Here is a 25,230-nt window from a genome sequence, read left to right as displayed (position 1 = left end):
TTTGAGGGATTAAGATATTTTAAAAATTTGTTTAAGCAGGTGGTGGTTTGAATTTAACAGAAATAGACATAAGAAAAAAATATAGGTATTCTAGTTTGAGTTATGTATTTGACGTTTATATGGAATGTGAATTTAGAGCTAACCTTACTAGAAGTAAATATGAGGGGTTAGAACCAGGAGAATTTAGGTTTGATTATAAGAGTTGGGCGTATAGATTGGGATTCACTAAAAAACAAATGGAAAGAGCAATTAAAGAACTTACTATAGAAAACATTGTAATAATTCAAATTGAAAAAGGAACAAGAGGAACAAGTAGTAAATATTTTCTTGCAAGGTTTAAGGAGAATAATAATATTAGCAATGGTAAAGGTTTAGATGGTTCTAAGGAGAATGAAACAAACAATAAAACTGAGGAGAAGAAAAAAGAGAATAATAAAGAGATTAATAAGAGAATGATAGGAGAAGAAAAAAGGCCCAATATCACAGGGGTAAGCAACAATACAGGAGAAGAAAAGGGGGACGAAAAAGAGAAGAATGAGGAGAAGAAAAAGGCGCACTCATCTCAACATAATAATCTCAACATAATATCTAATAATATATATAGTCATTGGAACAGTAAAAAAATAATAGTGCATAAATCTTTAAGCAAGGATATTGAGAAAGCAATAGAAAAAGCTTTAAAGAAATATTCAGAAAGCGAAATTGTACAAGCTATAGATACTTATAGTGAAATATTAAAAAGTGGATTCTATTTTAATTACAAGTGGAGCTTAACCGATTTTATTAATAGAAAGAATGGAATAAGCACTTTTATGGAAGATGGAAGTAATAAGATAAATTATGGTGAACATTTAGCTAAACAGTCAAAAGAAAGGAATAGTAATAATGAAAAAGTGAAAGAAGTACATTTGAGAGGATGGGATTAAAGTGAATTTCGATTTTCAAAAAATAAATGAGATTGTAGAACGGTGCAAGGCAAAAGCTCCCAAAGCTAATTATAAGTGTTTAAATTGTAAAGATAGAGGGGTGGAGATAATACCTCAGATTAATGCTCAATCAATAATACGAGAATGCATTTGCAGAAAAAAAGAACGGCTAAAAACTGAATGGCAAGATAGTGGATTTAATATATTATGCAATGAATTAACATTAGCGGAGTTTGATTCTGAAAAAAATAAAGTGGCAAAAAGAATGAAAGCAATAGCAGTCAAATTTATAGAGAATTTTGAAGGAATACAATTTGATAATAACAATTCAATCGCATTTCTAGGGGAGCCAGGAACAGGGAAAACTCATATATGTATAAGCATATCATTGGAGTTATTAAAGAAAGGGTTTAAACCTGTATATTTCCCTTATAGAGATTGTATGGATGAAATGATTGATTTGAGAATTTCAAATAAAATCAAATATGAAATTAAACTAACCAAATATCAAAAGTGTAATATTTTATTTTTAGATGATGTTTTCAAAGGCGGATATACAGAAGCTGAAATAAAATTGTTTTTTAAAATTATTAATTATAGATATATAAATAGATTACCTATTATTGTATCTAGCGAGTGTTTAAGCAATGATTTATTGAGAATCGATAAAGCTATAGGTTCAAGAATAATTCAAATGGCTAAAGATAGAACCTTAGATATTTTAGGAGAAGAGTATAACCAAAGATTATGTTAGAAAAATGAAAAAGCAAATGCAAAATAGAATGGAGAAAAGTGAATGAATGAATTTAAATCTATAGGATATAGAGAAAATAAAAAAGGCGATAGATACTAAAATAAATATCCATCACCAAGGAGTTACCTATTGTAACACCTAAACTCACAATTTAAGGTTACAATAGGCACTCACAAATGTCAAATAAAATTGAGGGGTGATATTATGGCAGAGATAAAAGAAAGATATAATTTTAAATATGGTGGTAGGAAATTCACAATAGTATATAATCCTGCTTCAGCAAATATAAACGGTGTTAGATTTGATATACAGAATATAACCTCAATAGTAATAAACAATAATCTATCAAGTAGACAAAAGCAGCTATTAATTCATAGATTGATAACTGGAAGAAGATTAAGAGGTTTTCATAATAAAAGTAAAGTAAGAATGTTTATTATATAAGTTGACACGAAAGGAGATTTTATGGCTAAAATTACTATCAAGTATGAGAATGAAACAGAAAAGCAAAATATTATAAAACTTTTATCATTTGGAACTAAGATTAAAAATATAAGTAAACCTCAAAAAACAGGAAAGTTCTATAGGGTTTATATAGACCTGGAATAAAGATATATATATATTAAGAAGGATGCGTGATATAATATAGATAAAGATAATATTGTTAGTACCCTACCAGTAATGGTGGAAGGCGTTAGAATTTTAATGGCCATGGGAAATATTTAGCTTAAGTTATTGAGTATAACTAAGTTATTTATTCCTATGGCTTTTTTGTTTTATTTAATTAAGAGAAAGGCGAGTGTATATGAGTGAAGAAGCAAGAGAAAAGAAAAATGCATATTTGAGAGAATGGCGTAAAAAGAATAAGGATAAAGTTAAAGAGATCAATAAAAGGTACTGGGAAAAGAAATTAAAAATAAGTGATAAAGGAGAAATTAAATAATGATAATGTATAAGTTAGATGATATTAACAATACAATTTCAGGTATGCAAAATAATATTAATGTAATTTTAGACAAGGGAGAAACTCATTTAAGTTCAGATATTGATAAATACAGAAGCAGCAAGCAAGAAGTAATGAGTAATGTTAATTATACTGAATCAGGAAAACAAGAGCTAGCTAATGAACTATCAATAAAGCATTGTGATGAAATGGAGAAGGCTGGGGAGAGTTTTATAAATGAAATAGCTAATGAATATGATAAAGCTATAGCAGAGGTTAGTACACTAATGCAATATGATTTAGAAAGAAAGATTGTTCAAGAAGATAAGAAGGACAAAGTAAAGGAAAACACTGATTTATTGTACGCAATACAAGTTTTAAATGGCGTAGATGATGAAAAGGATTCTGGAATATTAAAAGAGCTATTTGAGCAATATCAAACAAATGAGAAAATACTCAATCTTATAAAGTTAAAAGCTAATAAATTGAACAATAATGGTGTTATGTCATTTCATTTAGATGAAGTACTTAGAAGTATTAAATTACTTGATATTGATTATGCAGAACAATTAAGAAATGAAAAGGATAATAAGATAGATTTCTTTAGAAAAAAGAAATATCCATGCAGCGCGTTTTCTCATGACTTAGAAAAAATATATGAAGTGAAAGTTGGAAAAAGTATTTTAGATTTTATACAACAGTAGAGTAATATCTCAAAAGTAACGCTCTTCTAAAAACGTTACTTTTGGATGCACACAAAATGCACACTTTACAAAACGCAATATATGCAACGTTGCAATAGATATTTAGTGTTAAAAGCTATTGATTTCAAGGCATTCATGTCTAAGGTGTAAAGGGAACGGATACTAAGAAATGCTAAGGTTCAAAAGGAACGTTGTGATAGATTTTTGTTAGGAAATGTTAAGATTTAAAGCGAACGTTACTATTGAAAAATGATGGGAAATGATGGTGCTTAAATGCAACGTTACTGTGGGAAAACGTGGGAGTTTAATACATTATAGTTAATTGATATTGAACCTGGTAAGAGTATTTTATTGTTGTACTACAAAACAACCTAAACATAGTACAACATTCCTAATAGATATTAATTTTTTAATGGAACGTTTTTAATAAATTTAACATTTATATGGAACGTTCCAATGCGGCTTAAAGCTAAGAAATATCTAGAAAGTTGTAGAGTCCTAATGGAGTTACAAAACCAACTTTAATTGAATAGCACTGTGGAGAAGCACAGAATTTAGACGGTTAATTATAACTATTACATGAGCTTTTTCATTTGATCAAGCCATAAAAAGTATGCACACAAAATGCTGAAAATGCACACTTTCCAAAATGGAACGTTGCAATGGATTTATACTAGGTAAATGCTAGTGTTTTTATTGGAGCGTACCGTAACAAAACGTAAGGTTATCTGTAGTACTCATACTAAGAAATACTAAGATTTAATGAAACGCTGATGTTAAGAAATATTAAGATTTAAATGGAGTACTCCATTAAAATACTTTAATAAATTATAGCTATAGCTGAACCACAATACTATTGATATATTAAATAAATTTACTTGAATTATAGAGCATGAGGAGCTGAGAGCATGACCAATGAGGAATTAGTTGTATTATATCAAGAAGGAGATAAACAAGCCTTAGAAAGCCTAATTAATAATAATCAAGGAATAGTAAGAAAGCTTGCAACTAAATATAATGGATTGAATAAATTAATTGAGTTTGACGATCTAGTGCAATCTGGAACTATAGGTTTAATTAATGCGGCTAATAAATATGATATTACCATGGAGAATAGAGCTAATTTCATCACTTATGCTTTTCAGTACATTGAGAGAGAAATTTATAATTGTGTTAATGGCAGGAGCTCCAAGAATATAAATAATACTAAATTCTATAAAACTTTCAAAAGCCTTAATGAGATGGTTGGAGAAGACGACGAAACAGAGTTGTTAGAATTAGTAAATAGCCACGATAATGGGATTGAAAATATAGACGAGCAATTATACCTAAAGCAGCTTAGAAACGAACTGGAAGGGGCCATGATAGATTATAATACCCTAAGGGAAAGAGAAGTATTAAAGCTTCATTATGGGTGGAATATTAAGCCTATAGTATTATCAGAAATAGGCGAACTTCTTCAGGTGAGCATAGAAAGAGTAAGGCAAATTGAATGTAATGCCATAAGAAAGCTTTTCAACAGTAAATGGGGCAGGACTAAGGGAAAGCAGTATGCTGAGGAGATAATAGGCCCTTATACCTATAACTATAGAAATGTAGAAAAGAAAATAGATTTTGATGAGTACTTCAAGGAAATAGATATGAAGATTGAGAGCATATTTGATTTTTAAATATGAAAGGTGGATTGTGCATGGATCAAAAGGAGATCAGAAGATTAACCACGGAAAGATTAAATAATATAAATGTTATATCTGCTAAACTAAATCATCATAAAAGAAATTTAGAAGCAGCTCAAAAACTAGAGCAGAACCAGGATTATATTAAAGAATTGAAGTTAAAGATTTTGGAGTATGAAACTGAATTAATTAATATAAAGAATGCTATAGAATCATTAGAATCATTAGAAGATAGGGAGAAACAAGTAATAATATTAACTTTAGTTCAGAAATTAAGCCTTACAGCTGTAATAAATCAAGCTAATATATCAAGTGCTACAATATATAGAATTAAAAATAAGGCAATTGATGCCATAGGAGAGATATTATATTGTTAAAGATAAAATCCGTAAAAATAACGAGTAACACTTCATAATGGAAAATAAATAATGTATTGTTAGAGTATAATTTTAGTAGGCAGAAACAGTAATAAAAACTGTATAAATAGTAAAAGGAGATGCGAAAGCATCTCCCAAATACATAAATTATCCATTATAATTAAGTTGCTAAGACTAAATAGAATGGAGTTATATTTATGTATGAATTAAGTTTAAATGATAAAGGAATGACTTTCAAGGAGTTAGAGAAAAGAATTTATAAATATGCTTGTGACGAAGCTTGTAATGCTTTAAAAAGTATATTAGAATTTTTAGATGAAAAACTACTTAATGAAAGAGATAGCAAGGTTTACCGTAATAAAGGTCGTAAGCAAACTTGTTTGAGGACTATTATGGGGAACGTAGAGTATTCTAGGCGCATTTATGAATTTAAACTTGAAGATGGTAAGAAAGCAACTAAGTACCTTTTGGATGAGTATTTAGGGATGGACACTTTAGGAAATGTGTCTATAAATCTCGTAGAAACTATTTTAACTAACGTGACGGAGGTTTCTTTTAGAAAGACATCTGAGAATATTAAAACTATGTGTAATCAAGATATTAGTGCTCAAGGCGTTTGGAACATAGTTCAAACACTTGGGGAAAAGATTAAAGAAATAGAAAATCGTAAAATTGAGTTAAATGACAAAGGTGCATTAAAAGGCGAAAAGGAAGTACCAGTATTGTTTCAGGAGCAAGATGGAGTTTGGCTCTATCTTCAAGGTAATGATAGACCAAAAGGGAAAAATAAAAAGAAAGAGTTAAAACTAGCAGTATCATATACTGGCTGGACTTTACGCCCAGGGAGCAAAAAAGAATATGTGGTTGTTGATAAAACTGTTTGTGCAAGCTTTAGCAATTCCAATCACTTTAAAAAGCTTGCTAGCGCAACAATTTCAGAAAAATACAATGTAGATGAAATTCAAACTAGAATATTAAACGGTGATGGAGCAAATTGGATTAAAGCAACTTGTGAGGATGAAGACATTCATTTTCAGCTAGATCCATTTCATGTAGGCCAAGCGATTATACGTAAGGTAAGTGATAAAAGAGCTCAAAAGCAATTACTAAAACTATTTAGAGAAGGTAAAATTGATGAAGGTCTAGAAACTATTGTAAATATGATGATACTTACAAACGAAAAAGATATTGCATTTAAGAAGCTTACTGAATTATATGATTACTTTGTTCACAATAGAGATGGATTAATACCGTATAAATTAAGAAGTGACATAAACATGCCTACGGCGCCGGAAGGCATGGAATACAAGAATCTAGGCACAATGGAACATAATATTTGTGATGTATTAGCTCAAAGAATGAAGGGCAGAAAAATGAGCTGGTCTATTAATGGTGCAGATAATTTATCTAAAATATTATCTGAAAAATTTAGTAATAGGTTGTTTGATACTGTAGATAAAATCTACAGAAATATTATTTCTGATGATGTTATTGATACAGTAGTTGCAAAACTACCATTAACAGTATTTCAAGCGAATAAAGAATCTAATAAGTGTAAGGCATATAAGTGCAATAGTGCACAAATTCCGTATAGCGGAGCTGCCGCAACGTTAGGTAGAAAAATAGTACGTGATTTATGTGGATTAAAATCATTTAGTGATATTAGTTATAGTTAAATATACAGTATGGGTAGGGAAATTTTAAAAATGCAATGTAAAATAATGGATAATAATTTAAATAAAATTCTTGCCAACTTTTACTTGACTCAACCTAATGTATTTGAAGTTGAATAATATATTATCAAAATATGCTACAATTAACAGAGAAGAAAATTAGATAATTCTATTTTGGGGGTATATATGGATGCATGAACCTGTTTTGTTAAGTCCATTATTAAAAATAATTGTAGTAATATCAATCATAGATACAATTGTAACTATTCTGTGCATTTTTATTGAATTATTAGGATTAATTATAAACAAATTTATTTCTAATATAATAAATTCAATAATTAATAAAAAGATTAAAACTATTCTAGCTAATATAGCATTTAAGTGTAAATCTATTAATACTTTAAATTTTAATATTGAATTGAATCACATAACATCATTATTGATAACCTGTATGATTTGTTTATATTCAGTGGAGGTTTTTTATAGATGGTTTTATTTTGGTATTCATTTTTTAGGCAGTAAATTTAATTTAAATGCTGATGCATGCGCATATTTAAGTTTAACATTGTTATTAACAGCTATATCATATTATCCTGAAAAAATTTTTTTAAGTGTATTAGTTGGTGCAAACAGAGTTTTTAGTAAAATAAGACCTAAAAAAAATAATACTATTAAGTTAGCTTTTTATAGAAAAATTGTTATATTAATGAGACCTAAATTGTGGGTATATTTAATTTCTGTATTCATTACAATTATTAATTCAATTGAAAGAATTTCTAATATAGAAATTTTGAGTAATCAGTTATGGTTACAAATAAAGCCGGTTGTTATTGAGGCAGTATTAACAATGATTGTAATTGATCGTTTTATAAATTTGTTGAAAAATGAATATACACAAATAAAAAATGAGGTAAAGGAAATTAAGAGAGAATCAAAAGAAATAATTTATTTTGAGAAAGAATCCTAATAGTATGTATATATCTAAATGTAGTTAGTGATAATTCGAAGGTATAATATAGTTAAGGAAAATATAAGTAATTTGCTAAATAATGTTTTTAGATTATTCATAAACAAAATTGAGGGAGTAAAATCAATGTATTTGTACAAAAAAGAATTAATCAGAACCACAAAAGAATTATTAAAAAATATCCAAGTCTTAAAAGAGGATCCTGCGTTAGACATAGAAAAAAAGTTTGGATTAAAACATTTATCTGCAGCATTAAAAAAATTACCTGTAGCAGATAAACAGTTAATAGGTTATAGATATTTTGAAAATAAAACTTATCCGGAAATAGCTAAATTATTATTTATGGATATAACAACAGTTAGAAGAAAGCTTGATAACATAACTTTAGAGGTTGGCCGTAAAGTTTATGGAATGGAAAAGGAGTTTTGGGATGCTATACATGGGGAGAGTCACTATAAGCACTTAGAGGAAATGTTTTATAATAGGATTGTTAGAGAGGTTAAAAGGAATGTGTCCCAAAAGTTTCCTTACCTAGAATTAAAGTTATAAAAATATATGAGCACCTGCAGAAATGTAGGTGTATTTTATTATGTAATATATTAGAATTGATGTTTATATTTTGTATAAAATGTAGTAATATAGGGATTAGGATAATGATAGGGAATGGGGGATATTATGAGCAATGGAGAAAGATTTAGAGGTTTAGTTGATCAATTATTAAAAGAAAGTCCGCAATATAGGAATGAGATAACAAATTTCTTGAACTATCTAAGAGATAGAATGCTAGAAGATAAAGTGTTTAATTTAAATGTAAATCACATTGATAATTATTTTGTATATTCTTATGATACTAAGATTGGTTCAGTACCAACGCTAACTACACATATTTCTGCTCTTAAATTATTATTTGATTATTTAATAAGAAATGAATTTGATTTTAAGTCTTTATATGCATATATATCTACAGCAGGATATAAGGAAAAACTAAGTGAGCAACTTGAAAAAAGTTTTAAGAAACCAGTAATAGATACAACTCTTTTAAATTCCATATTATATAAAATGGATAATCATATAATGAATAATATTTTAAAGGGATATAAAGGTGTTAATGATAAAAAAAGATTTCTTGAAATTATGATCGCAAGACTGTATGCTAAATTAAATTTAATTATACCACTAAAACCAAGTGAAATGCTTGATTTAAGAGTATATAATGTTGAAGATAGCAGCACAAGAACAATAACTCATAATGCAATAGATATTAAATTACCTAATAATATTAGGAATGAAATAATTCAAACTATAAATTATGTAAAAAGAGAATATAATAAAATTTACTCAGAAAATGACAAGATATTTCACTTTTTGTATGGAGTATTAGATAAAATTCCGTCACCATCAATTGTTAGTGATTCGTTTATCAAAACGTACACAGAACTTGGGATAACTGAAATGTTAAAGCAAAGACCCGGAGGGAAAAGAGATAAATTTATTTATCCCCCAGAAACATATAAGATAAAAGCCATTATTAGCATGTTAAATAATGGTACAAATATAGTTTATCTCAAAAAACTTACAGGATTAGATGTAAAAGCATTGTTATCTAATTATGACATTGAAAAAGAATTACATAATAATGAAGTTATATCAATTAATATTAATAATGGAATAGTAAATTCTGAATATTATACATATTTATAGGAATGAAAGTGTTTAAATTGTAATAGAAAATTTAATTATGTTGAATTTAATTAAAGGATGTTATGGTATGAATGTAGATGAGATTAAAAAAACTATGGAGTTAATAGAAAATAGTAAGCCAATAATAAATAAGACAAAAGGATTATCGGGTATATATATTGACGATAGCATAATTCTTGATGATACATCTTTAACTAAGGCATGTATACTATTTGATAATATTATGATTAATTATATAAATCCAAATTTATATATACATACTATTTATAAAGATTTTGATTTTGATAGAATAAAAGATATAAAGCAAAATGGTATTAAATTGAATTTTGAAAAAGGTTTTTATGGACAAGTTGAGAATTATAATTTTATTAATTTTATTAATTTAAATAAAGAGTTAGTAGAAGAAGGGATATTAACGCCACGTGTTTTTAATAATATTCCTAAACTTTCACAAAAATCTGATAAAGAAATTCTTTTAGAATTACTAAATGATAATCATGAGCAAATTTTAAATTTGGTAGAACATTTAGAATTAAAGCGGGAAAAAAATATTTTTTGTGTTGATGAACCATTTTTGTATATTCTTAAACTGATAAATATTAATTCATCGTTTCTAGATGCCATAATAAATAAGAAAATAGTAATATCAGAAAAAAGAAATATAATAAATTATGCAGTGGAATGTAGTAAAGATGTAAAAAAAGTAAAGGTATTTAATAGTGAAGATTTTAGAATACAAGATTATGATATAAAAGATACGGATATAAATTTAAGTATAGATAGCCTTATTTTAGATACATTTAATATTTTGGTTCCTAACTTCCCCAGCTTGAAACCAGATGAGATATTAGAAGTTAGATACAAGTTGAAAGATGAATTAGGAGCATATAGAGCGTTAATAAAGGATCTATCAAAGCAGTATTCAAATAATAGGGAATTAAATAATTCAGAAATAATTCAAAGGGAATTTACAAATAAAATTAATGATATAAATTTAAAATTGAAATCTGAAAAAAGTAAATTATTTAGAAATATAGTTACATATGCAACAGCTTTCCCAACTGCAAGTGGAATATTAACAGGTGGAAATTTAAAAAGTATAATTGCATCTTGCTTTGGGAGTATGGTAAAAATAGCATGTGATGCAAATGAATATTATGATAATAAAAGAACAACAATGAACGCATCAACTGCATTACCATATGTATTTCTTATTAAAGCTAGAAAAATAAAATAATATTTAAAGAGGCATTATAACAAAGTTATAGTGTCTCTTGCAATTTAAGAGGGATTAAATAATTTGCACCAAAAAACTATAGTATGATAAAACACTAAGAAAATGAAAGAAAACATAATAAAACTTACCTAAAATTGACATTATCTTTATCTTACAGTGTATCATTGGATTTGAATAGTTTGATGATACATATTAAGATAAAGATAATTTTATTATAAGGGATGATATATTATGATTTATAAATATGAAAGAGTTAGTACTAAGAAACAGAGTGTAGGCAGGCAAGAAATGATTCTTGATAAGCTAAGAATTGCTTTTGATAAAGCTTATACGGACAAAATAAGTGGAAAGGGTATTGATAGGCCTGCATTAAATAAATTGAAATTAGAAGTTAATGAGGGGGATATAATCTATTGTGAAAGTATAAGTAGATTAGGAAGAAATGTTGATGATCTTAGGGCCACATGTGATTATTTTAAAAATAAAGATGTAACAGTTTATTTTGTTAAAGAGGGGATAAACACGGATGGTGATGGTTATAAGTTTATACTAACTATTTTAGGTGCAGTTGCAGAGATGGAGAGAGAAAATACAGTTGAAAGAGTGCAGCAGGGTGTCGCAAGGTGCATTGAAACTGGAACAACTAAAACTGGTAGATGGTTTGGAAGAGAAGAAAAAATAGTTGAGGATCTGCCTAAAGATTTTAAGAAATATTATGTTAAGATGATTAATAAAGAATTGAGCAAGGTTGAAATGGCTAAGTTGTTAGGCGTGGGAAGAGCGACTTTATATAGATGGATAAAATTATATGAGAAGAAATAATATTTGGTTAGTTAATAGTTAAGATTCAACTTAAAAAGTACTAATTCAAGTGATGAATGAAATTAACTCATATGTAAAAATATGAGTTTTATTGTGTTAATAAAAGGTTGCCGACAGTATCATCAAGGTATAATATATATAATATGGAATAATTACGAAATTTATAATATGGGGGAAATATGGAGTCAATATATCAAGCATTAAAAATATTAGATAAGTACGAAAAAGATCAATCTGAGGATATAGTTAAATATATTAATTATGCTAATAAAGTTAATAAATCTAAGCCGAAATATGAATTAGATCATGTAGACGTAAAAATAATTAAATGTATTATGAATCCTAATAATGAGCTAAATACTACAAAGTATGGAAGTGGTGATAAATTTAGAACTGAGCAAGGAATAAAAGTGAAGGAAGTATTATCTGTCATAAATATGAAATTGGAAGATGAATACGAACGGATATATGGCTTGATAATAAGTGGGTATATAGAGCCACTTATTCCGATTACTAGTGAAATAAGTCAAGTTTCCGATGCGATTACTAAGTTAGGTATAAAATCGAATACTAAAGATTATGCAATTTTATTACTTGTTTTATATAAATGTGCTTGGTTGGTAGAACAATTTGGTGACGTAGATTTATCTTTGTCTCAAGAGGGATATGAAGCTTATATAAGAATATTGTTTAATGAGTTACATTCTTATGAAGAAAATGTTAATAAAATAGTTAAAGAAACAGCAACAAAGAATAATGAATTCACTGAAAAGATAAAAGAAAGTGAAAAAAAATTAGAAATAGTACAAAAAAATTTAAAAGATAGCACAACTCAATCAATAACAATTTTAAGTATTTTTGCAGGAGTTGTTATGGCTTTTACAGGAGGAATGTCATATATATCACAAGCGTTAGCAGCGCTGAATAGTATAGGACCATACAGAGCCGGTATATTTATCGTATTAATAGGGTCTGTGATGTTTAATCTGATTTTTTTATTGCTATACATGATTGGAAAACTAACTGATAGATATATAGGTAGTTACAATTGTAAAGGTAAGGATCCAAACAAGGGATGTACTAATAGAACAATGGCTTGTTGTATAAAAAGATATCCATATATTATTTGGTTTAATCTAATAAGCTTAATGATCATTTTAACAATAGTAATAGTTCTTTTTTTAGATAAATATGATTTGTTTGTACATAGATTCATAGATATAGTAACATCGTTTGCATGGTACAAGCTGTTTCAAGATATGGCCATAATAGCTTGTGTTTCAATCATATATATTGCATTTGCACTTTTGGTAAATATTATTTGGAAAATTGAATGTAAAAATAATGAGCAGTAACCAGGAACCAGGAACAACCTAATTATGGATCATTATTTTTTAGACTTTATAATAAGTGTATATTTAGTTGATTTGTGAATCCTTTAAAAATTAACTTTGATTAGAAAAAAGATTATAAGAACATCTATAGAAATATAGGTGTTTTTTTGTTGAAATAAAGGAAAATTAATGAAAATATCGAATAGCATAAATAAGTATTAAAATATTTCTATGTAATTTGAGAAGGAGTGGAAAATATGAGAGAAAAAATGCCAAAGGCTAAAATGGAATGGTGCTATTATAATCATGATGGAAAAATGGAACCACTTAATATTCAAAACATTGAAAAAGAAGATTATGAAGCAATTTATAAAGGTAAATTAAGTTGTATTGAAGGATGTGAGGCAAGAATAAAATTTACCCAAAGAATAAATGGTAAAAAATTTTTAAGTACGTGGAATAAAGAAGGAGAAAAACACAATCCTGATAATTGTCCATACCATATAAATTATAAGGGGATAATAGGTCGGAAGAATTTAATAGAAAAGCAAGAGAAGGTTAAATTTTCAGAAGAGCAAGTTATGGAATCATTAAAAAGAAAAATTAGAAATTTACAGATAGAATTTAATGGTGAGGATTTACCAAAAGATAAAGCAAATACAAATAGAGTGAAAAATACAGGAGAAGGGGAAGAAGTATCAATAACTGATGATGAAAGTGGTTTGAACGGAACCGGTGCATCTAAAGGAAGGATTACATATATTCAAGCAGAAACTATAAATGGAGTATATCATAGACATTATAGAGGAGTAGTTGGAGAAGTTGATAATATACAGTATGGATATACTAATGGAGAGTTTTGGGCATATATCAACTTGAAAAATAGATATAATAGGACAAATGTATATTTCCCAGAGTCATACTATGAGGGAAACGAGTTCAGATTAGACGAATTAAAAAGGGTATTAGATATTTTAAAGATTAAAAAGGAGAAAAATTCAGAAAAAATAGTAATTGGCTGCTATGGGCAAATAAAATTAAAAGAAGGAACTCTGAATGATTTTAATATAAATATTATTAATCCAAAACATATTATAGTGAATGGATCAACAATGAATGAAATACACAACACTGGAATTATAAAATCTTTTGAATAATAAATGAAACTATAAGCCATTAGGGAATATTACAAAAAGATGGGGGAATTATGAAGAGAAAAATATTTATTGAAGGTACTGAATATGGAGCAAAGGCATATATAGGATGGCAGGATAAGGAATTATCATTATACGGGGTTAAAGAGGGATATAAAAGATCAGCAGATAGTCTTGTTAATATTGCTATAAAAGAAGGAAGTAAGCATAGGATTGACATATTAGATCTATATATATATCCTATTATGTTTTCATATAGACATTCAATTGAGATTAGTCTAAAACTAATATACAATAGGGCTTTTGGAGAGTTACCAAAAGGTGGGCATGATATGATAGCAATATGGGATAAGTACATTGTTAATGGAGTATTAGATAAGATGCAGCTGTTAATAGATGATAAAGAAATTAAAGAAATCAGAAATCTTATCAAAGAATTACAGGGAGAAGATTCTAAGGGCGATGTATGGAGATATTTGATGAATAAAGAAGGAAGCTTATATTTTACAGAGTGGGATTTTATTGATTATGCTAATTTGAAAGATACTATCAATTATTTATATAATTTTTTAGATGGTGTATATAATACAATAGATGATATATTAAGTGATTAGTAATGTTGTATGTAAATTCTTCAATTAATTTTCAAGTTTAAATATAAGATAAAAATACCGATATTCTATAAATATATGTAATGATACAAGTTATTTTTGAAGGAGATGAATTTAATTATGACTGATAAAGAATTAAAGGAGAAAGTTCAACACTATCAATTACAAGCTTCTGCAGCAAATAACGGAGGAAATACAGAAACAGCATATAGAATAATGTGCAAATGTAATGATTTTGTTTGCGAAAATGTGGATGGATATTGGCAAGGTGTAGCCGGAGAACTAGGAGTAACAGAAGATATGTTGTATTATAAAAGTCATCGATAATATAAGCTTTTTAAGCATTTGTATTAAAATTATTCTAGATAATGTTAACATTATCTAGAATGATGAATTTAGTATATTTCTGACCACACTCCGACCCAGTTAATTATAAAACTATATTGTTTGGGCTTGTCTATAGTAGGTTAAATGGCTTAAAACCATATGCAAAATCTAGGTTTTAAGCCATAACAATTGAGTGGGAATAATAATGCATTTAATGAGAGTAATAATTAAATAAAAGATCATATAAAGCATCTATAGAGAAATATAGGTGTTTTATTTATAGATAAAATTTTGTATATATCGTATATACAATTATTAGCAGCATTAATATTATATGAACCCTTTATAAGGTAACAGTAGTATAAGTACCATATAAATGATAGACAAAGGAATATTAAAGTGTGGATTTAACATGGATGAATAACTTATAGGAATACGGTGGTATAAACTCCATACAAAAGTGTTGAAGTAAAATATAAAAGATAAAAATATAAGATATAAAATTCTTTTACTTCATACTGTTATAATAAATAAACATGAGATATTATACAGTAAAGTTACGTAGTACTTATTGCTTATATTGATTTAAGGAATATTATGGTATATAATGTGCATAAATCTTATATAAATTTGCAACTATATAAGCAATTTAATGTATATAAATGGGGGAAAACATGATTACAGAAAATAGAGAAGTCTTAACAGATAATGTGGTCGGAAGACTGTATCATATAATTTATCAACTTAAAAGTGATGTTAGTGAAAATGCTGAAAAAGTGTTTTTAAAAGTTTTTTCTTTGGATGAAAATAATAAGATAGGAATTTTTACAAATTATACAGAATTACTTAAAATGTGCACTTTAGGAATTAGTCAGATAGAACAGTTACAGTCTAAGAATTTACATAAATACCAATTAACTTTAAATCAGACTATGAATGGACTTACTAAGATAAATTTTAATACATCTAGTGGAATGAGAGATTTTAGTAATCATTTTGATGAAAAGCTTATGATTTCTCTTGAATATTGCGCAGATTTTTTATCTGAACATAGTAATGAAGAAGATATTGAAGATGAAAAAATACAGGAACTGATTGAAGAAATTAATGTATTAATTGAAGAAGTTTTGGTATGTAATTTTAATGATGAATTAAAGAAAATACTTATCTATCAATTAAATAATGTGAGAGAATCATTATTTAAATACAAGTTATATGGTGCTGAGGGTGTTGTAAATAATATTTCAACAGCATTAGGAACTTTAATTTTAAATCGAGAAAAAGCTAATGATGAAGAAAGTAAGATTACTATAAAGAAAATTTTTGAAATTATTGGAAAAATAAATACTGTTATGAGTTTTAAAAATAATAGTGAAAATTTATTAAGTTATTTATGTAAAAAAATAGTTGATAGGGAATAAAAATATTACGAGGTTAAAATATAAAGATATAACACTTGAAATTGTACTATTGTTGTACTATATTATTTTAAAAAGCAAAAAATAATAAAAAATTTCAAGATGTTTAAAAGTGTGTAAGTGCTCATCTATAAAGGCTTTGTAAGATATAATCTTATATTGCTGAACATTATAAGATAAGCATTATTTTACCCACTGGGAGTACCAAACAAAAGCTGCAACCATTGATATAACTTGGTTGTAGCTTTTGTTATATACAAAATACCGACATTTAACCGACATTTCTAAGCAAAAAAATTATAGGTCATCAAATATATTATCCAATAGGTCTGCAGTTTGCTTCTTCATGGAAGGTAATACATGACTATAAGTATCCCATGTTATTTGAGTTGATTTATGACCAAGCCTTTCAGATATTACTTTTATATTCTCGCCTTTAAGTAATAATATAGTGGCATGGGTATGTCTTAAACCATGTATGCTAAATTGGGGTAGCTGCAACTTCATTAATCTATAAATTCGTTTATGATTATACTGTTTATTAAGAAGTCGATTTATATTCATTGTTATCCGACGGTATCCATAGATACCATGTACATCTTCATAAAGTTTAACAATTTCTTTTAGTATTAGTGAATTCTCTTTATCTAATTCAGTCTCTGAACGGTTAATCCATTTGTAGTAAGATGATCGTGCAATATTAGCTAAATTGCATAAATCAGCTATTGGATAGTCGTTTTCCTTATGTAATTCTTTTATAGAAATATATTTATATTCTTGAAATATTCTAGTACTTATCGCCTTCTTTCTACTTCCTTCAATTTTTTTAAGAAATCAATCTCCATCTTTAAACGTGTATTTTCTGATTCGATAAGTTTCAATTGTACAGATAATTTTTCCGATTCAGTAAGCTCAGTAGCTTCTTTACGCTTACCGCGTCGGTCCATTAGTGCCTCATATCCATTAGCTTCGTATTTTCTTACCCATGCATAAACTTGTTGATAAGAAACTTTAAATTTATTAGCAGTGGCTTGATAATCACCATTATTCGAAATGCAGAATGCAACAATCTCAATTCTTTCTTCATAAGTAGTTTTTCTTCCATTAGTCATAATTCTATCTCCTTGCTTACTATAAGATTTAAATATTTTATGACCATTATACTTCTTAATCCAATCTCTGAGAACACGAGGAGATGAAATTTCATATATGCAGCATATATTTCTTAAAGAACCTTTTCCGGTTAGATAATCTTTAACTGCATTAAGTTTAAGCGAATCAGAATAATATTTATTTTTTGTAGAAACTATTAAATTTGCTTCCCCAACATCATTATATATTTTCAACCAGTCATAAAATGTGGCACTATGAATTGCCATCTCATCACATATCTGTATAACTGCTTTTTCTCCTGATAGATATTCTTTAATTCCTTTCAATTTCTCTTCCAGAGAACATTTCGTTTTTCTTGACATTAAAATCCCCCCTTTATAGAAACAGTTTTATTATTTTAACTGTCTACTATAAAGGGAGCATATCATAAGATTACATTTGGGAGTTTTAAAGGATACCGATAATTCGACTATATACATACCTGAAACATTTATAGTTAAAGGATCTAAAGATAGAGATAGAACTAGGCTTACTGAAAGACAAGAATTTAAATCTATTACTGAAAGAGATAAAATACTTTTGTCTAGCTTAATTTAGTATATTAAATTTAAGATTGCACATAATAATACCGAAAGAGGTGATTGTCATGGGAAACGATTTTGAAGATGATTATTGGGGATTACTCCAAAAATAACTTTTAAATCCCCATAATTACACTTATTTTCACATGAAGCCAGGGTTTAAGAATAAACCCTGGCTTTATCCATTTTAGCTACCCCTATTTGAAAAGTTATAAAATATCATTAAAGCCTAGATATACCAACTGTTTCAGCCTTAAAGTCTTAATATCCATAATTTATACATGGAGAGGAATTGACCAAGAATAAGGCTATAGACTAGATTGAGCGAAACAATCACGATATGCGAACGTATGGTTACTTGATAGAATTATTATTCGTATAATAAATTTTATTAAAGAAGATAATTTATTATATAAGAAGAATAAAAGACCAAAAAGATTTATTTAAAAAGATTGCTAAAGATCAAGGCATGAGTATGAGTGAATTTATAGTTGCTACCACAGAACAAAGGGCAAGGTGGAAAGAAATTGCTTGAAATTACGGAGAGAATTCGTGGGAACATAGATAAGAAAAAGTTACCCAAGAGAAAGAGATTTATGTTTTTTGGGAGCACAGTATAAAAAATATCACTATAGCGATATTCGTTAATTAATTTATGGAAAATGGAGTGTGGCACGGCGAAACCAACTAAGGAAATTAAAATTAAACACAAGGTCGCTTCAAGAAGGGTTGATAGGAAAGATTATTAACGGTATACTTGTTTTACAATATTATCTATAAATTGAATTTTTCGATAAATAAAAAAAGGGGGGGGTAAATGAATTGGTCAGTTGAATTAGGGGTTTTAATATCAATAATATTTTTCTTATACAGTATACTGTGTTATATAAAAAAAGATATTTTTTTTACTATTAGACGTGATAATAGGTTCTTAATTATAAATAAAGATAAGTATTTGAAATTACAATTAAAAATTAACTTAATAAGTTTTACTTGTTTAATGATTTTAAGTTTTATGAATAGATATTCAAAAATAAATATAACGTATATTATTTATTTTAATCTGATTTTTTGGACATTTAATTATATATTAAAAAGAATTACTCTTTTAAAAAAATATGCAGAATTATTAGAAAAGTCAGGTCAGTAATAAAATTTTGACGAAAAGTCCCTAACAAAAAAGATTCAGCAAGTTTTGCTGAATCTTTTTTGTTAATGTTATTCTGACATCCATCCGCTACCGCAATGGATTCTTGTTATCTCAGCCCCTGAAGGGAAATAACCTGGTTTACTACCTCTTAAACCACTATCATAATAACTATACGTCACTTCAATCTCTACAAGATCACAATAATCATTATTAATCATATCTTGACCATCAATTATTACGTTTATAACATCTTGTAAATAACTACTAGCAACTTGAAGTCCTACAACTTCTGATAATGCAGCAATACTTACTATTGCTCCAGGAACACCTAAAAAACCAGCAAATGTAGCTGTCCATCCTAATGCATTTGATGCATTATCTACATTCTGTTTCATTACATTAACGTCAGATAAAAATTTTGTTAAATGCTTTAAATTAAAAGCACCTTTTTCTCTTCGCTTTGCCATACTATATTCATCCTTTCAAATTTGTATTTTAAGTTGGCCAACTTAACTGTTTTACACTTACTAAAAGCTTATTTCATTGTATTTTGTAAACCTAATATTTAATTAAATTTATTTTTTATTTCAGTAATAGCTGAATTTATTGAATCTAAAGTATTCAATTTTTCTGTAAGTTGTTTAATTATATCTTGATAGTTAATTTCTCTTTCTTCTTGTTTTGAATCTCGAGTTTCCTGTGCTTTTAATATGTATACTATAAGTACACAGCTTAATATTGCCCAAATTCCTTGAGTTGTAGCGATATTTATTAGTTGATCATACATAAAATCCCTCCCTAGTCTAAGCTAATAAATCAGCTTTTAAATTTTTAAAAGCAATTCTTTGAGTTTTATTTACAGCTTGTCTTGATATTTTAAACATTTCAGCAATTTCTATATCTGATAATTGCAAATAAAATTTATAAAATATAATTTTCCTTTGTTTAGGACTTAATGATGAAATTAAATCATTGAAAATAATATCTGAGTATTCATCATTTTTCTCTTCACAATTGATTACATCTAGTATTTCTGTTTCTGAGGTAAAAATCATTAATGTTTTATCTTTATCAACCTTATGAAATAAAGCTATTGACTTGTTTTTAATACATTTATTAATATACATTGATAAATCTTTATCCGTTTCAAATTTCTTTGGATTTATTAAGTTTAAAAATTCATATAAATAAATAATGAGATCTGTTTCTGCTTCAGGATATTTCAATTTATAGCTTAGGTATTTAATTTTTGATTTAAAGTAAGCCAAAATATCAATAAAGTTTTCTTGATTATTTTGAAATATTGTAATTTGCTGTAATAAATTTGTAGGCATTTAATCCCTCCTAAACTTTCTTGAAAGTTTTAATCTCCTACTAAAAGTAAATCATTAGCAATTATGTAAACCTTAATTTAGAAAAAGAGAGAAATAAATATTATTTTACATAAATATGACATTTTTACTCCTTGATTTTGAAAAAACAAAAAAATAGCGAATATCACAATCATGATATCCGCTATTTTTTTGTTTTTTTCGAAATTAGATATTAACGCCAAATTAAAAATAACTCTATTGCTAGAGTTATTTTGGATGTTAAATTCCTTTTTTATTATTAAATATAATAATATTCATAAACGAAAACTATTTTTTATTCTCACTTATTATTATAATTCTTTTAAATATCTATTTCTTATAAACTTTCTATACTATTCCTATAATTTATCTATTATATATATTTTCTTTATTTTCTTATATTATCTCTTTAATATAAGTGGTTCAGTCAACATTTGTAACAAAAACTCATGTTAAGGATATAGTTCCGCAAGCCCTTGTTTTCAGATCTTAAATAAAAGAGTTATATATCATTTAAGCTAATTAATGGTTTCTCTTTTTTAACGCCTACATAACTCCATATCATATATATGTATTTATTTTCCTCCCAATATTATATATAATAATACTTGCCCGATACTTTTATAAAGCCTTCTGTATTACAATTATTATCTTCTACGTTATTAAAAGTTTATATTTCTTAATCAAAGAAAGGAGAAATAAAGTGAGCCAATCTATTTATTTTTTAGGAGAATACTTTTTTCTATTACTTTCTCTGTTACTATCCCTAATTGGTATTAATTGTTATTTTAATTTATTTAAAAATATTAATACACTCAAAATTAATCGTGTTAAAAAAAAGTATACTATAACTGATGAAAAAGAATATTTGAAATTTGAAGGAATATATAGTTTGCTAATAGGAACGTTATCTTTTATTAACTTCTTAGTAATTGTTTTTAAAAAAGATTTAATTTTTCCGATAATATTAGTTACTACAGTTATCATAAATATTATAATTTATCTCTCAAATAATATTAAAAAGAAAATTTTGAGGAATAAATAATTTTAGGTTTACAATATTTATTAAATTTCCCTTAGGTATATTGAAAAGCAAATTAATTATGAAGGGAGATTTTATTATGTCAAATGTAACAGACGACCAAACACAATATACTTTTGTATCAAAACAAGATATTGAAAGACAATTTAAAACTATAGGAGGAATTGACGCAATCGTAAATTCTCATGCAGCTACAATCACTAATGCGGTTGTTTCATTCTTTGCAGCTTGTATTAAAAAAAGTATTCCAGGAGCACTTGCTATAAGTGTAATACAAGGTGCTGTAGCCGCTCAGTATGAACATTTAAAGTCACTTTTAGACGAGTTCTCTAATGAATCTGATTGGTGTATAGTAATAACAACAGTTTATGGATTTACAGGTTGGAGTGGTGGATATCCTACCTACAGCAAAATAGTTTCTATTAGATGTGATGTAGAAACTGGTGAAGCATAAAATTGCAAAAAAAATAATTAATATATACATTTCAATCTAATATTTAGAAGTATATAATAAGGAAGGGGCTGTTGCAAAACTAACGTAGTTAATTTTGTGGCAGCTCATTTTTTTATAAAAAAAATAAAAAATGTGAATTCAAAAGAATTCACATTTTTAGTATAATTAAATTATGTTAAAAACCAAATTATACAATAAAAATTATAATCAATTTAATGATAATTATCAACTTATATTACCATTAAATTTAGAAAACTTAATACCAGAAGATGATTCAGTCCGCTTGCTAAGCCATATATTGGAGGGATTAAATTATACAAAGTTGTATCAGGCGTACTCTTCCGTTGGAAGAAAACCGGCAGTGGAACCAAAAATCATGTTCAAAATAGTATCGTATGCTTATTCTCAAAATGTTTATTCTAGTAGAAAAATAGAGAAAGCATGCAAAAGAGATATAAATTTCAAGTGGCTACTTCAAGGCTATAAAGCACCTGATCATGCTACCATTAGTAGATTCCGTAAAGAATATCTTTCAAATGAAGTAATTGAAGATTTATTTTATCAACAAGTTAAATATCTAGCAGCTCAAAATGAAATATTATTTGAAAATGTATTTATTGATGGTACTAAAATCGAAGCGAATGCCAATCGTTATACTTTTGTTTGGAAGAAATCCATTTATAAAAATGAGGCAAAAATGTTTGATAAGATTCTTACTCTTGCTGAAAATATCAATCTTGAAGAATCGAGAGACTTTATTGCTAAAAAAGAAACATTGATAGATGATATTGATAAAATTCTCGAATGGCTTTTATATGAAAAAGATAAAAGAAACATAGAGTTTGTTCACGGTATTGGTAAAAGAAAAACTGCAATTCAGAAATGGATAGAGCAACTATTTGAATATAAAGAAAGACAAGAAAAATATAATTTCAGTAAAAACATATTATCAAAAAGAAATAGTTATTCTAAAACTGATACAGATGCAACTTTTATGCGTATGAAAGATGACCATATGAGAAATGGTCAATTGAAACCTGCATATAATGCACAAATCGCAGTTGAAAGTGAATACGTAACCGGGGTCGGAATATTTGATGATAGAAATGATATAGCAACATTAATACCTATGCTTAATAATATGCAAGAAAAAATTGGGTATAAATATCTTAATGTAATTGCAGATTCTGGTTACGAAAGTGAGGAGAACTATTTATTTTTAGAATCTAACAATCAAACTCCGTATATAAAACCACAAACTTATGAAAAGTGGAAAAAAAGAAGTTTTAAAAATGATATTAGTAAACGTGAAAACATGAAATATGATGCAGAATCAGATTTATATATTTGCCATAATGGTAGAAAGTTGATTCCGACCTCTATTATTAATAGAAAATCCGCCAGTGGATACAAATCAGAGGCTACTATCTATGAGTGTGAAAGTTGTGATAACTGTGCTCATAAATCGAAGTGCACGAAAGCAAAAGGAAATAGAAAGATGCAAGTTTCAAAAACTTTTGTGGAAAAGCGTGAAATATCTTATAGAAATATCACAACTGAATTTGGAACTAAATTAAGAATGAACAGATCTATTCAGGTCGAAGGAGCATTTGGAGTTCTAAAAAGTGATTATGAATTCAATAGATTTTTAACACGTGGAAAAAATAGTGTTAAAACTGAATTTATTTTGCTTTGTTTTGGCTACAACATTAACAAATTGCATTTAAAAATACAAAATGAAAGAAGCCAAAATCATCTTCATGAATTAAAATATACTTCCTAATTATGGAATGAAATAAGTAGGTTTATTTGAGTGCGCTTGAAATTCAGAAATCTCCCCAAAATTGATTTGATATTTCAATTTTGGGGAGATTTCTTTCTTTGAATCGAAAAGGAGCATCGCTCCTGATCGAAAATCAATCATTTTGCGACACTCCCTTTTTTATTATATTTTATTACTATATATTTGTGTATAAAATCATATGTATTCATAAACAAAGAAAGAAAGAGAAAAAGAAAGAGAAACACTTGATAAATAGGTGTAATTAATCTCAATAAGTGTCTATGATATTTGTATATGATTTTATAGACAGTTATAATAATATCATAAGATAAGTGAGGGGATTTGATTTTATGATATTGGGGTATATGAGAATAAGCACACAAAAGGAAAAGCAAACTACAGATCGTCAAAGAATAACTTTAGAGCAGTACGCAACAGATAATAAATTTAAGTTTGATGAAATACTAGAAGAAAGAATATCTGGGACTATATCAGCAAATAAAAGACCTATATACAATGAATTAAAAGCTAAGATAAGGAAAGATGATATATTAATCATTACTGATGTTGATAGGCTAGGGCGTAACGCTGATGATGTTATTATGGAATTTAAGAAGTTAAAGGCTGATGGTATTAGAGTTATTGCATTAGATACTCCATATCTGAATGAATGGGAAAAGGTTCAAGATAGTTCAATCTATAACATGATAGCTGATATATTTATCACTTTAAAGGCTCATATGGCTCAACAGGAGAGAGAAAAGACAGTTCAACGTATAAATCAAGGTTTGGATGTTGCAAGGGCAAAAGGGAAGGTATTAGGAAGACCAAAAACAGAACTACCAAAAGACTTAAAAAAACAATATGATAAATTTAAAAATGGTGATTATGGTGATATGTCGGCTACAGGATTTGCAAAGGTAATAGGGATTGGAAGAAGTACTCTTTATAAATACATTAATATTATAGAGGGTAAAAATGTTTAAGCAATAGAGTAATTTATAAATAAACCATACCTGGATTTTCGGGGTATGGTTTAAGATAGTAAAGTAATATATGAATAATCCATATTTTTGAGTTTCGATTTTCGAACGTCAAAGTATTTTCAATGGATAAGTAATATTAATTGAG

The 25,230-nt window shown here is 27.3% G+C and carries 29 protein-coding genes; 24 read left to right on the top strand and 5 right to left on the bottom strand.

The annotated features are described in order from the left end of the window. Positions 1-47 precede the first annotated feature (47 nt). The 19 genes from psyc5s11_RS26930 to psyc5s11_RS26840 all read left to right on the top strand — a co-directional run bounded on the left by psyc5s11_RS26930 (position 48) and on the right by psyc5s11_RS26840 (position 16,627). A complete protein-coding gene (locus tag psyc5s11_RS26930; protein ID WP_224035507.1) occupies positions 48-926 on the top strand; it encodes a hypothetical protein in 879 nt (292 codons plus the stop codon). Between the two features lies 1 nt (position 927). Beyond that, positions 928-1,680, top strand: coding sequence for an ATP-binding protein (locus tag psyc5s11_RS26925; RefSeq protein WP_224035506.1), 753 nt, complete (start codon positions 928-930; stop codon positions 1,678-1,680). A 204-nt stretch (positions 1,681-1,884) separates the two neighbouring features. Continuing rightward, positions 1,885-2,124 (top strand): hypothetical protein, encoded by a 240-nt coding sequence (locus psyc5s11_RS26920; protein ID WP_224035505.1) that lies wholly within the window; start codon positions 1,885-1,887, stop codon positions 2,122-2,124. Between the two features lie 21 nt (positions 2,125-2,145). Then, positions 2,146-2,289 (top strand): hypothetical protein, encoded by a 144-nt coding sequence (locus tag psyc5s11_RS26915; RefSeq protein ID WP_224035504.1) that lies wholly within the window; start codon positions 2,146-2,148, stop codon positions 2,287-2,289. A gap of 196 nt (positions 2,290-2,485) precedes the next feature. Further along, positions 2,486-2,623: a hypothetical protein gene (locus psyc5s11_RS26910; protein WP_224035503.1), complete on the top strand. Its 138-nt coding sequence runs from the start codon at positions 2,486-2,488 to the stop codon at positions 2,621-2,623. After that, positions 2,623-3,327 (top strand): hypothetical protein, encoded by a 705-nt coding sequence (locus tag psyc5s11_RS26905; RefSeq protein ID WP_224035502.1) that lies wholly within the window; start codon positions 2,623-2,625, stop codon positions 3,325-3,327. The genes psyc5s11_RS26910 and psyc5s11_RS26905 overlap by 1 nt, the downstream gene beginning before the upstream one ends. Positions 3,328-4,235: 908 nt before the next feature. Next, positions 4,236-4,997 (top strand): sigma-70 family RNA polymerase sigma factor, encoded by a 762-nt coding sequence (locus psyc5s11_RS26900; protein WP_224035501.1) that lies wholly within the window; start codon positions 4,236-4,238, stop codon positions 4,995-4,997. Positions 4,998-5,017: 20 nt separating this feature from the next. Continuing rightward, on the top strand, positions 5,018-5,380 hold the full coding sequence (locus psyc5s11_RS26895; RefSeq protein ID WP_224035500.1) for a DUF1492 domain-containing protein: 363 nt from the start codon (positions 5,018-5,020) through the stop codon (positions 5,378-5,380). A gap of 197 nt (positions 5,381-5,577) precedes the next feature. Beyond that, positions 5,578-7,056, top strand: a complete 1,479-nt coding sequence (locus tag psyc5s11_RS26890) for an ISLre2 family transposase (RefSeq protein ID WP_224033258.1) — start codon at positions 5,578-5,580, stop codon at positions 7,054-7,056. 187 nt (positions 7,057-7,243) lie between these two features. Next, positions 7,244-8,020 (top strand): hypothetical protein, encoded by a 777-nt coding sequence (locus psyc5s11_RS26885; RefSeq protein ID WP_224035499.1) that lies wholly within the window; start codon positions 7,244-7,246, stop codon positions 8,018-8,020. Positions 8,021-8,146: 126 nt separating this feature from the next. After that, positions 8,147-8,569: an RNA polymerase sigma factor gene (locus psyc5s11_RS26880; RefSeq protein ID WP_224035498.1), complete on the top strand. Its 423-nt coding sequence runs from the start codon at positions 8,147-8,149 to the stop codon at positions 8,567-8,569. Positions 8,570-8,695: 126 nt separating this feature from the next. Further along, a complete protein-coding gene (locus psyc5s11_RS26875; protein ID WP_224035497.1) occupies positions 8,696-9,721 on the top strand; it encodes a hypothetical protein in 1,026 nt (341 codons plus the stop codon). Positions 9,722-9,758: 37 nt separating this feature from the next. Next, positions 9,759-10,958 carry a hypothetical protein gene (locus psyc5s11_RS26870; RefSeq protein WP_224035496.1) on the top strand — a complete coding sequence of 400 codons (1,200 nt, stop codon included), beginning with the start codon at positions 9,759-9,761 and terminating at the stop codon, positions 10,956-10,958. A 231-nt stretch (positions 10,959-11,189) separates the two neighbouring features. Beyond that, positions 11,190-11,780, top strand: a complete 591-nt coding sequence (locus psyc5s11_RS26865) for a recombinase family protein (RefSeq protein WP_224035495.1) — start codon at positions 11,190-11,192, stop codon at positions 11,778-11,780. A 179-nt stretch (positions 11,781-11,959) separates the two neighbouring features. Beyond that, entirely contained in the window at positions 11,960-13,135 is a 1,176-nt protein-coding gene (locus psyc5s11_RS26860) for a hypothetical protein (RefSeq protein ID WP_224035494.1), read from the top strand. Positions 13,136-13,371: 236 nt separating this feature from the next. Continuing rightward, complete coding sequence (locus psyc5s11_RS26855) at positions 13,372-14,271, top strand: hypothetical protein (RefSeq protein WP_224035493.1); 900 nt, start codon at positions 13,372-13,374, stop codon at positions 14,269-14,271. Positions 14,272-14,321: 50 nt separating this feature from the next. Then, complete coding sequence (locus psyc5s11_RS26850; protein ID WP_224035492.1) at positions 14,322-14,882, top strand: hypothetical protein; 561 nt, start codon at positions 14,322-14,324, stop codon at positions 14,880-14,882. 117 nt (positions 14,883-14,999) lie between these two features. Further along, positions 15,000-15,206 carry a hypothetical protein gene (locus psyc5s11_RS26845; RefSeq protein WP_224035491.1) on the top strand — a complete coding sequence of 69 codons (207 nt, stop codon included), beginning with the start codon at positions 15,000-15,002 and terminating at the stop codon, positions 15,204-15,206. Between the two features lie 674 nt (positions 15,207-15,880). Next, a complete protein-coding gene (locus tag psyc5s11_RS26840; protein WP_224035490.1) occupies positions 15,881-16,627 on the top strand; it encodes a hypothetical protein in 747 nt (248 codons plus the stop codon). A gap of 294 nt (positions 16,628-16,921) precedes the next feature. Here the strand turns inward: psyc5s11_RS26840 and psyc5s11_RS26835 are convergent, their stop codons facing one another. Beyond that, entirely contained in the window at positions 16,922-17,242 is a 321-nt protein-coding gene (locus psyc5s11_RS26835; protein ID WP_375542026.1) for a tyrosine-type recombinase/integrase, read from the bottom strand. A 176-nt stretch (positions 17,243-17,418) separates the two neighbouring features. Further along, positions 17,419-18,099 carry a transposase gene (locus psyc5s11_RS26830; protein WP_224035489.1) on the bottom strand — a complete coding sequence of 227 codons (681 nt, stop codon included), beginning with the start codon at positions 18,097-18,099 and terminating at the stop codon, positions 17,419-17,421. 76 nt (positions 18,100-18,175) lie between these two features. On the opposite strand from psyc5s11_RS26830, the gene psyc5s11_RS26825 reads away from it, so the two are divergent. Then, complete coding sequence (locus psyc5s11_RS26825) at positions 18,176-18,334, top strand: hypothetical protein (protein ID WP_224035488.1); 159 nt, start codon at positions 18,176-18,178, stop codon at positions 18,332-18,334. Positions 18,335-19,135: 801 nt separating this feature from the next. Beyond that, positions 19,136-19,468, top strand: a complete 333-nt coding sequence (locus tag psyc5s11_RS26820; protein ID WP_224035487.1) for a hypothetical protein — start codon at positions 19,136-19,138, stop codon at positions 19,466-19,468. Between the two features lie 68 nt (positions 19,469-19,536). On the opposite strand, the gene psyc5s11_RS26815 is transcribed toward psyc5s11_RS26820, so the two are convergent. The 3 genes from psyc5s11_RS26815 to psyc5s11_RS26805 all read right to left on the bottom strand — a co-directional run bounded on the left by psyc5s11_RS26815 (position 19,537) and on the right by psyc5s11_RS26805 (position 20,802). Continuing rightward, positions 19,537-19,935: a hypothetical protein gene (locus tag psyc5s11_RS26815; protein ID WP_224035486.1), complete on the bottom strand. Its 399-nt coding sequence runs from the start codon at positions 19,933-19,935 to the stop codon at positions 19,537-19,539. A 98-nt stretch (positions 19,936-20,033) separates the two neighbouring features. Further along, positions 20,034-20,255 carry a BhlA/UviB family holin-like peptide gene (locus tag psyc5s11_RS26810; RefSeq protein WP_224035485.1) on the bottom strand — a complete coding sequence of 74 codons (222 nt, stop codon included), beginning with the start codon at positions 20,253-20,255 and terminating at the stop codon, positions 20,034-20,036. A 16-nt stretch (positions 20,256-20,271) separates the two neighbouring features. After that, on the bottom strand, positions 20,272-20,802 hold the full coding sequence (locus psyc5s11_RS26805; protein WP_224035484.1) for an RNA polymerase sigma factor: 531 nt from the start codon (positions 20,800-20,802) through the stop codon (positions 20,272-20,274). A 1,139-nt stretch (positions 20,803-21,941) separates the two neighbouring features. Between psyc5s11_RS26805 and psyc5s11_RS26800 the strand changes: the two genes are divergently transcribed. The 3 genes from psyc5s11_RS26800 (at position 21,942) to psyc5s11_RS26790 (ending at position 25,085) form a co-directional block, all read left to right on the top strand. Further along, the gene (locus psyc5s11_RS26800; protein ID WP_224035483.1) at positions 21,942-22,316 is read left to right on the top strand and encodes a hypothetical protein; all 375 of its coding nucleotides are present in this window, start codon (positions 21,942-21,944) and stop codon (positions 22,314-22,316) included. 172 nt (positions 22,317-22,488) lie between these two features. Then, positions 22,489-24,099 carry an IS1182 family transposase gene (locus psyc5s11_RS26795; protein WP_224035482.1) on the top strand — a complete coding sequence of 537 codons (1,611 nt, stop codon included), beginning with the start codon at positions 22,489-22,491 and terminating at the stop codon, positions 24,097-24,099. 350 nt (positions 24,100-24,449) lie between these two features. Beyond that, positions 24,450-25,085: a recombinase family protein gene (locus psyc5s11_RS26790; protein ID WP_224035481.1), complete on the top strand. Its 636-nt coding sequence runs from the start codon at positions 24,450-24,452 to the stop codon at positions 25,083-25,085. The last annotated feature ends 145 nt before the right edge of the window (positions 25,086-25,230 follow it).

It is taken from the genome of Clostridium gelidum (assembly GCF_019977655.1).
Lineage (GTDB): Bacteria > Bacillota > Clostridia > Clostridiales > Clostridiaceae > Clostridium > Clostridium gelidum.
The sequence above is the reverse complement of the archived record's forward strand: the minus strand, read 5'-3'. Positions and strand labels throughout refer to the sequence as shown.

Coding starts and splice junctions, on each gene's coding strand:
- psyc5s11_RS26800 (WP_224035483.1), top strand. CDS start 21,942: ATGTCAAATGTAACAGACGACCAAACACAATATACTTTTGTATCAAAA.
- psyc5s11_RS26845 (WP_224035491.1), top strand. CDS start 15,000: ATGACTGATAAAGAATTAAAGGAGAAAGTTCAACACTATCAATTACAA.
- psyc5s11_RS26865 (WP_224035495.1), top strand. CDS start 11,190: ATGATTTATAAATATGAAAGAGTTAGTACTAAGAAACAGAGTGTAGGC.
- psyc5s11_RS26880 (WP_224035498.1), top strand. CDS start 8,147: ATGTATTTGTACAAAAAAGAATTAATCAGAACCACAAAAGAATTATTA.
- psyc5s11_RS26905 (WP_224035502.1), top strand. CDS start 2,623: ATGATAATGTATAAGTTAGATGATATTAACAATACAATTTCAGGTATG.
- psyc5s11_RS26840 (WP_224035490.1), top strand. CDS start 15,881: ATGATTACAGAAAATAGAGAAGTCTTAACAGATAATGTGGTCGGAAGA.
- psyc5s11_RS26815 (WP_224035486.1), bottom strand. CDS start 19,935: ATGGCAAAGCGAAGAGAAAAAGGTGCTTTTAATTTAAAGCATTTAACA.
- psyc5s11_RS26790 (WP_224035481.1), top strand. CDS start 24,450: ATGATATTGGGGTATATGAGAATAAGCACACAAAAGGAAAAGCAAACT.
- psyc5s11_RS26875 (WP_224035497.1), top strand. CDS start 8,696: ATGAGCAATGGAGAAAGATTTAGAGGTTTAGTTGATCAATTATTAAAA.
- psyc5s11_RS26850 (WP_224035492.1), top strand. CDS start 14,322: ATGAAGAGAAAAATATTTATTGAAGGTACTGAATATGGAGCAAAGGCA.
- psyc5s11_RS26890 (WP_224033258.1), top strand. CDS start 5,578: ATGTATGAATTAAGTTTAAATGATAAAGGAATGACTTTCAAGGAGTTA.
- psyc5s11_RS26810 (WP_224035485.1), bottom strand. CDS start 20,255: ATGTATGATCAACTAATAAATATCGCTACAACTCAAGGAATTTGGGCA.
- psyc5s11_RS26795 (WP_224035482.1), top strand. CDS start 22,489: ATGTTAAAAACCAAATTATACAATAAAAATTATAATCAATTTAATGAT.
- psyc5s11_RS26805 (WP_224035484.1), bottom strand. CDS start 20,802: ATGCCTACAAATTTATTACAGCAAATTACAATATTTCAAAATAATCAA.
- psyc5s11_RS26895 (WP_224035500.1), top strand. CDS start 5,018: ATGGATCAAAAGGAGATCAGAAGATTAACCACGGAAAGATTAAATAAT.
- psyc5s11_RS26920 (WP_224035505.1), top strand. CDS start 1,885: ATGGCAGAGATAAAAGAAAGATATAATTTTAAATATGGTGGTAGGAAA.
- psyc5s11_RS26910 (WP_224035503.1), top strand. CDS start 2,486: ATGAGTGAAGAAGCAAGAGAAAAGAAAAATGCATATTTGAGAGAATGG.
- psyc5s11_RS26915 (WP_224035504.1), top strand. CDS start 2,146: ATGGCTAAAATTACTATCAAGTATGAGAATGAAACAGAAAAGCAAAAT.
- psyc5s11_RS26820 (WP_224035487.1), top strand. CDS start 19,136: ATGAATTGGTCAGTTGAATTAGGGGTTTTAATATCAATAATATTTTTC.
- psyc5s11_RS26870 (WP_224035496.1), top strand. CDS start 9,759: ATGTTGAATTTAATTAAAGGATGTTATGGTATGAATGTAGATGAGATT.
- psyc5s11_RS26855 (WP_224035493.1), top strand. CDS start 13,372: ATGAGAGAAAAAATGCCAAAGGCTAAAATGGAATGGTGCTATTATAAT.
- psyc5s11_RS26885 (WP_224035499.1), top strand. CDS start 7,244: ATGCATGAACCTGTTTTGTTAAGTCCATTATTAAAAATAATTGTAGTA.
- psyc5s11_RS26860 (WP_224035494.1), top strand. CDS start 11,960: ATGGAGTCAATATATCAAGCATTAAAAATATTAGATAAGTACGAAAAA.
- psyc5s11_RS26830 (WP_224035489.1), bottom strand. CDS start 18,099: ATGTCAAGAAAAACGAAATGTTCTCTGGAAGAGAAATTGAAAGGAATT.
- psyc5s11_RS26900 (WP_224035501.1), top strand. CDS start 4,236: ATGACCAATGAGGAATTAGTTGTATTATATCAAGAAGGAGATAAACAA.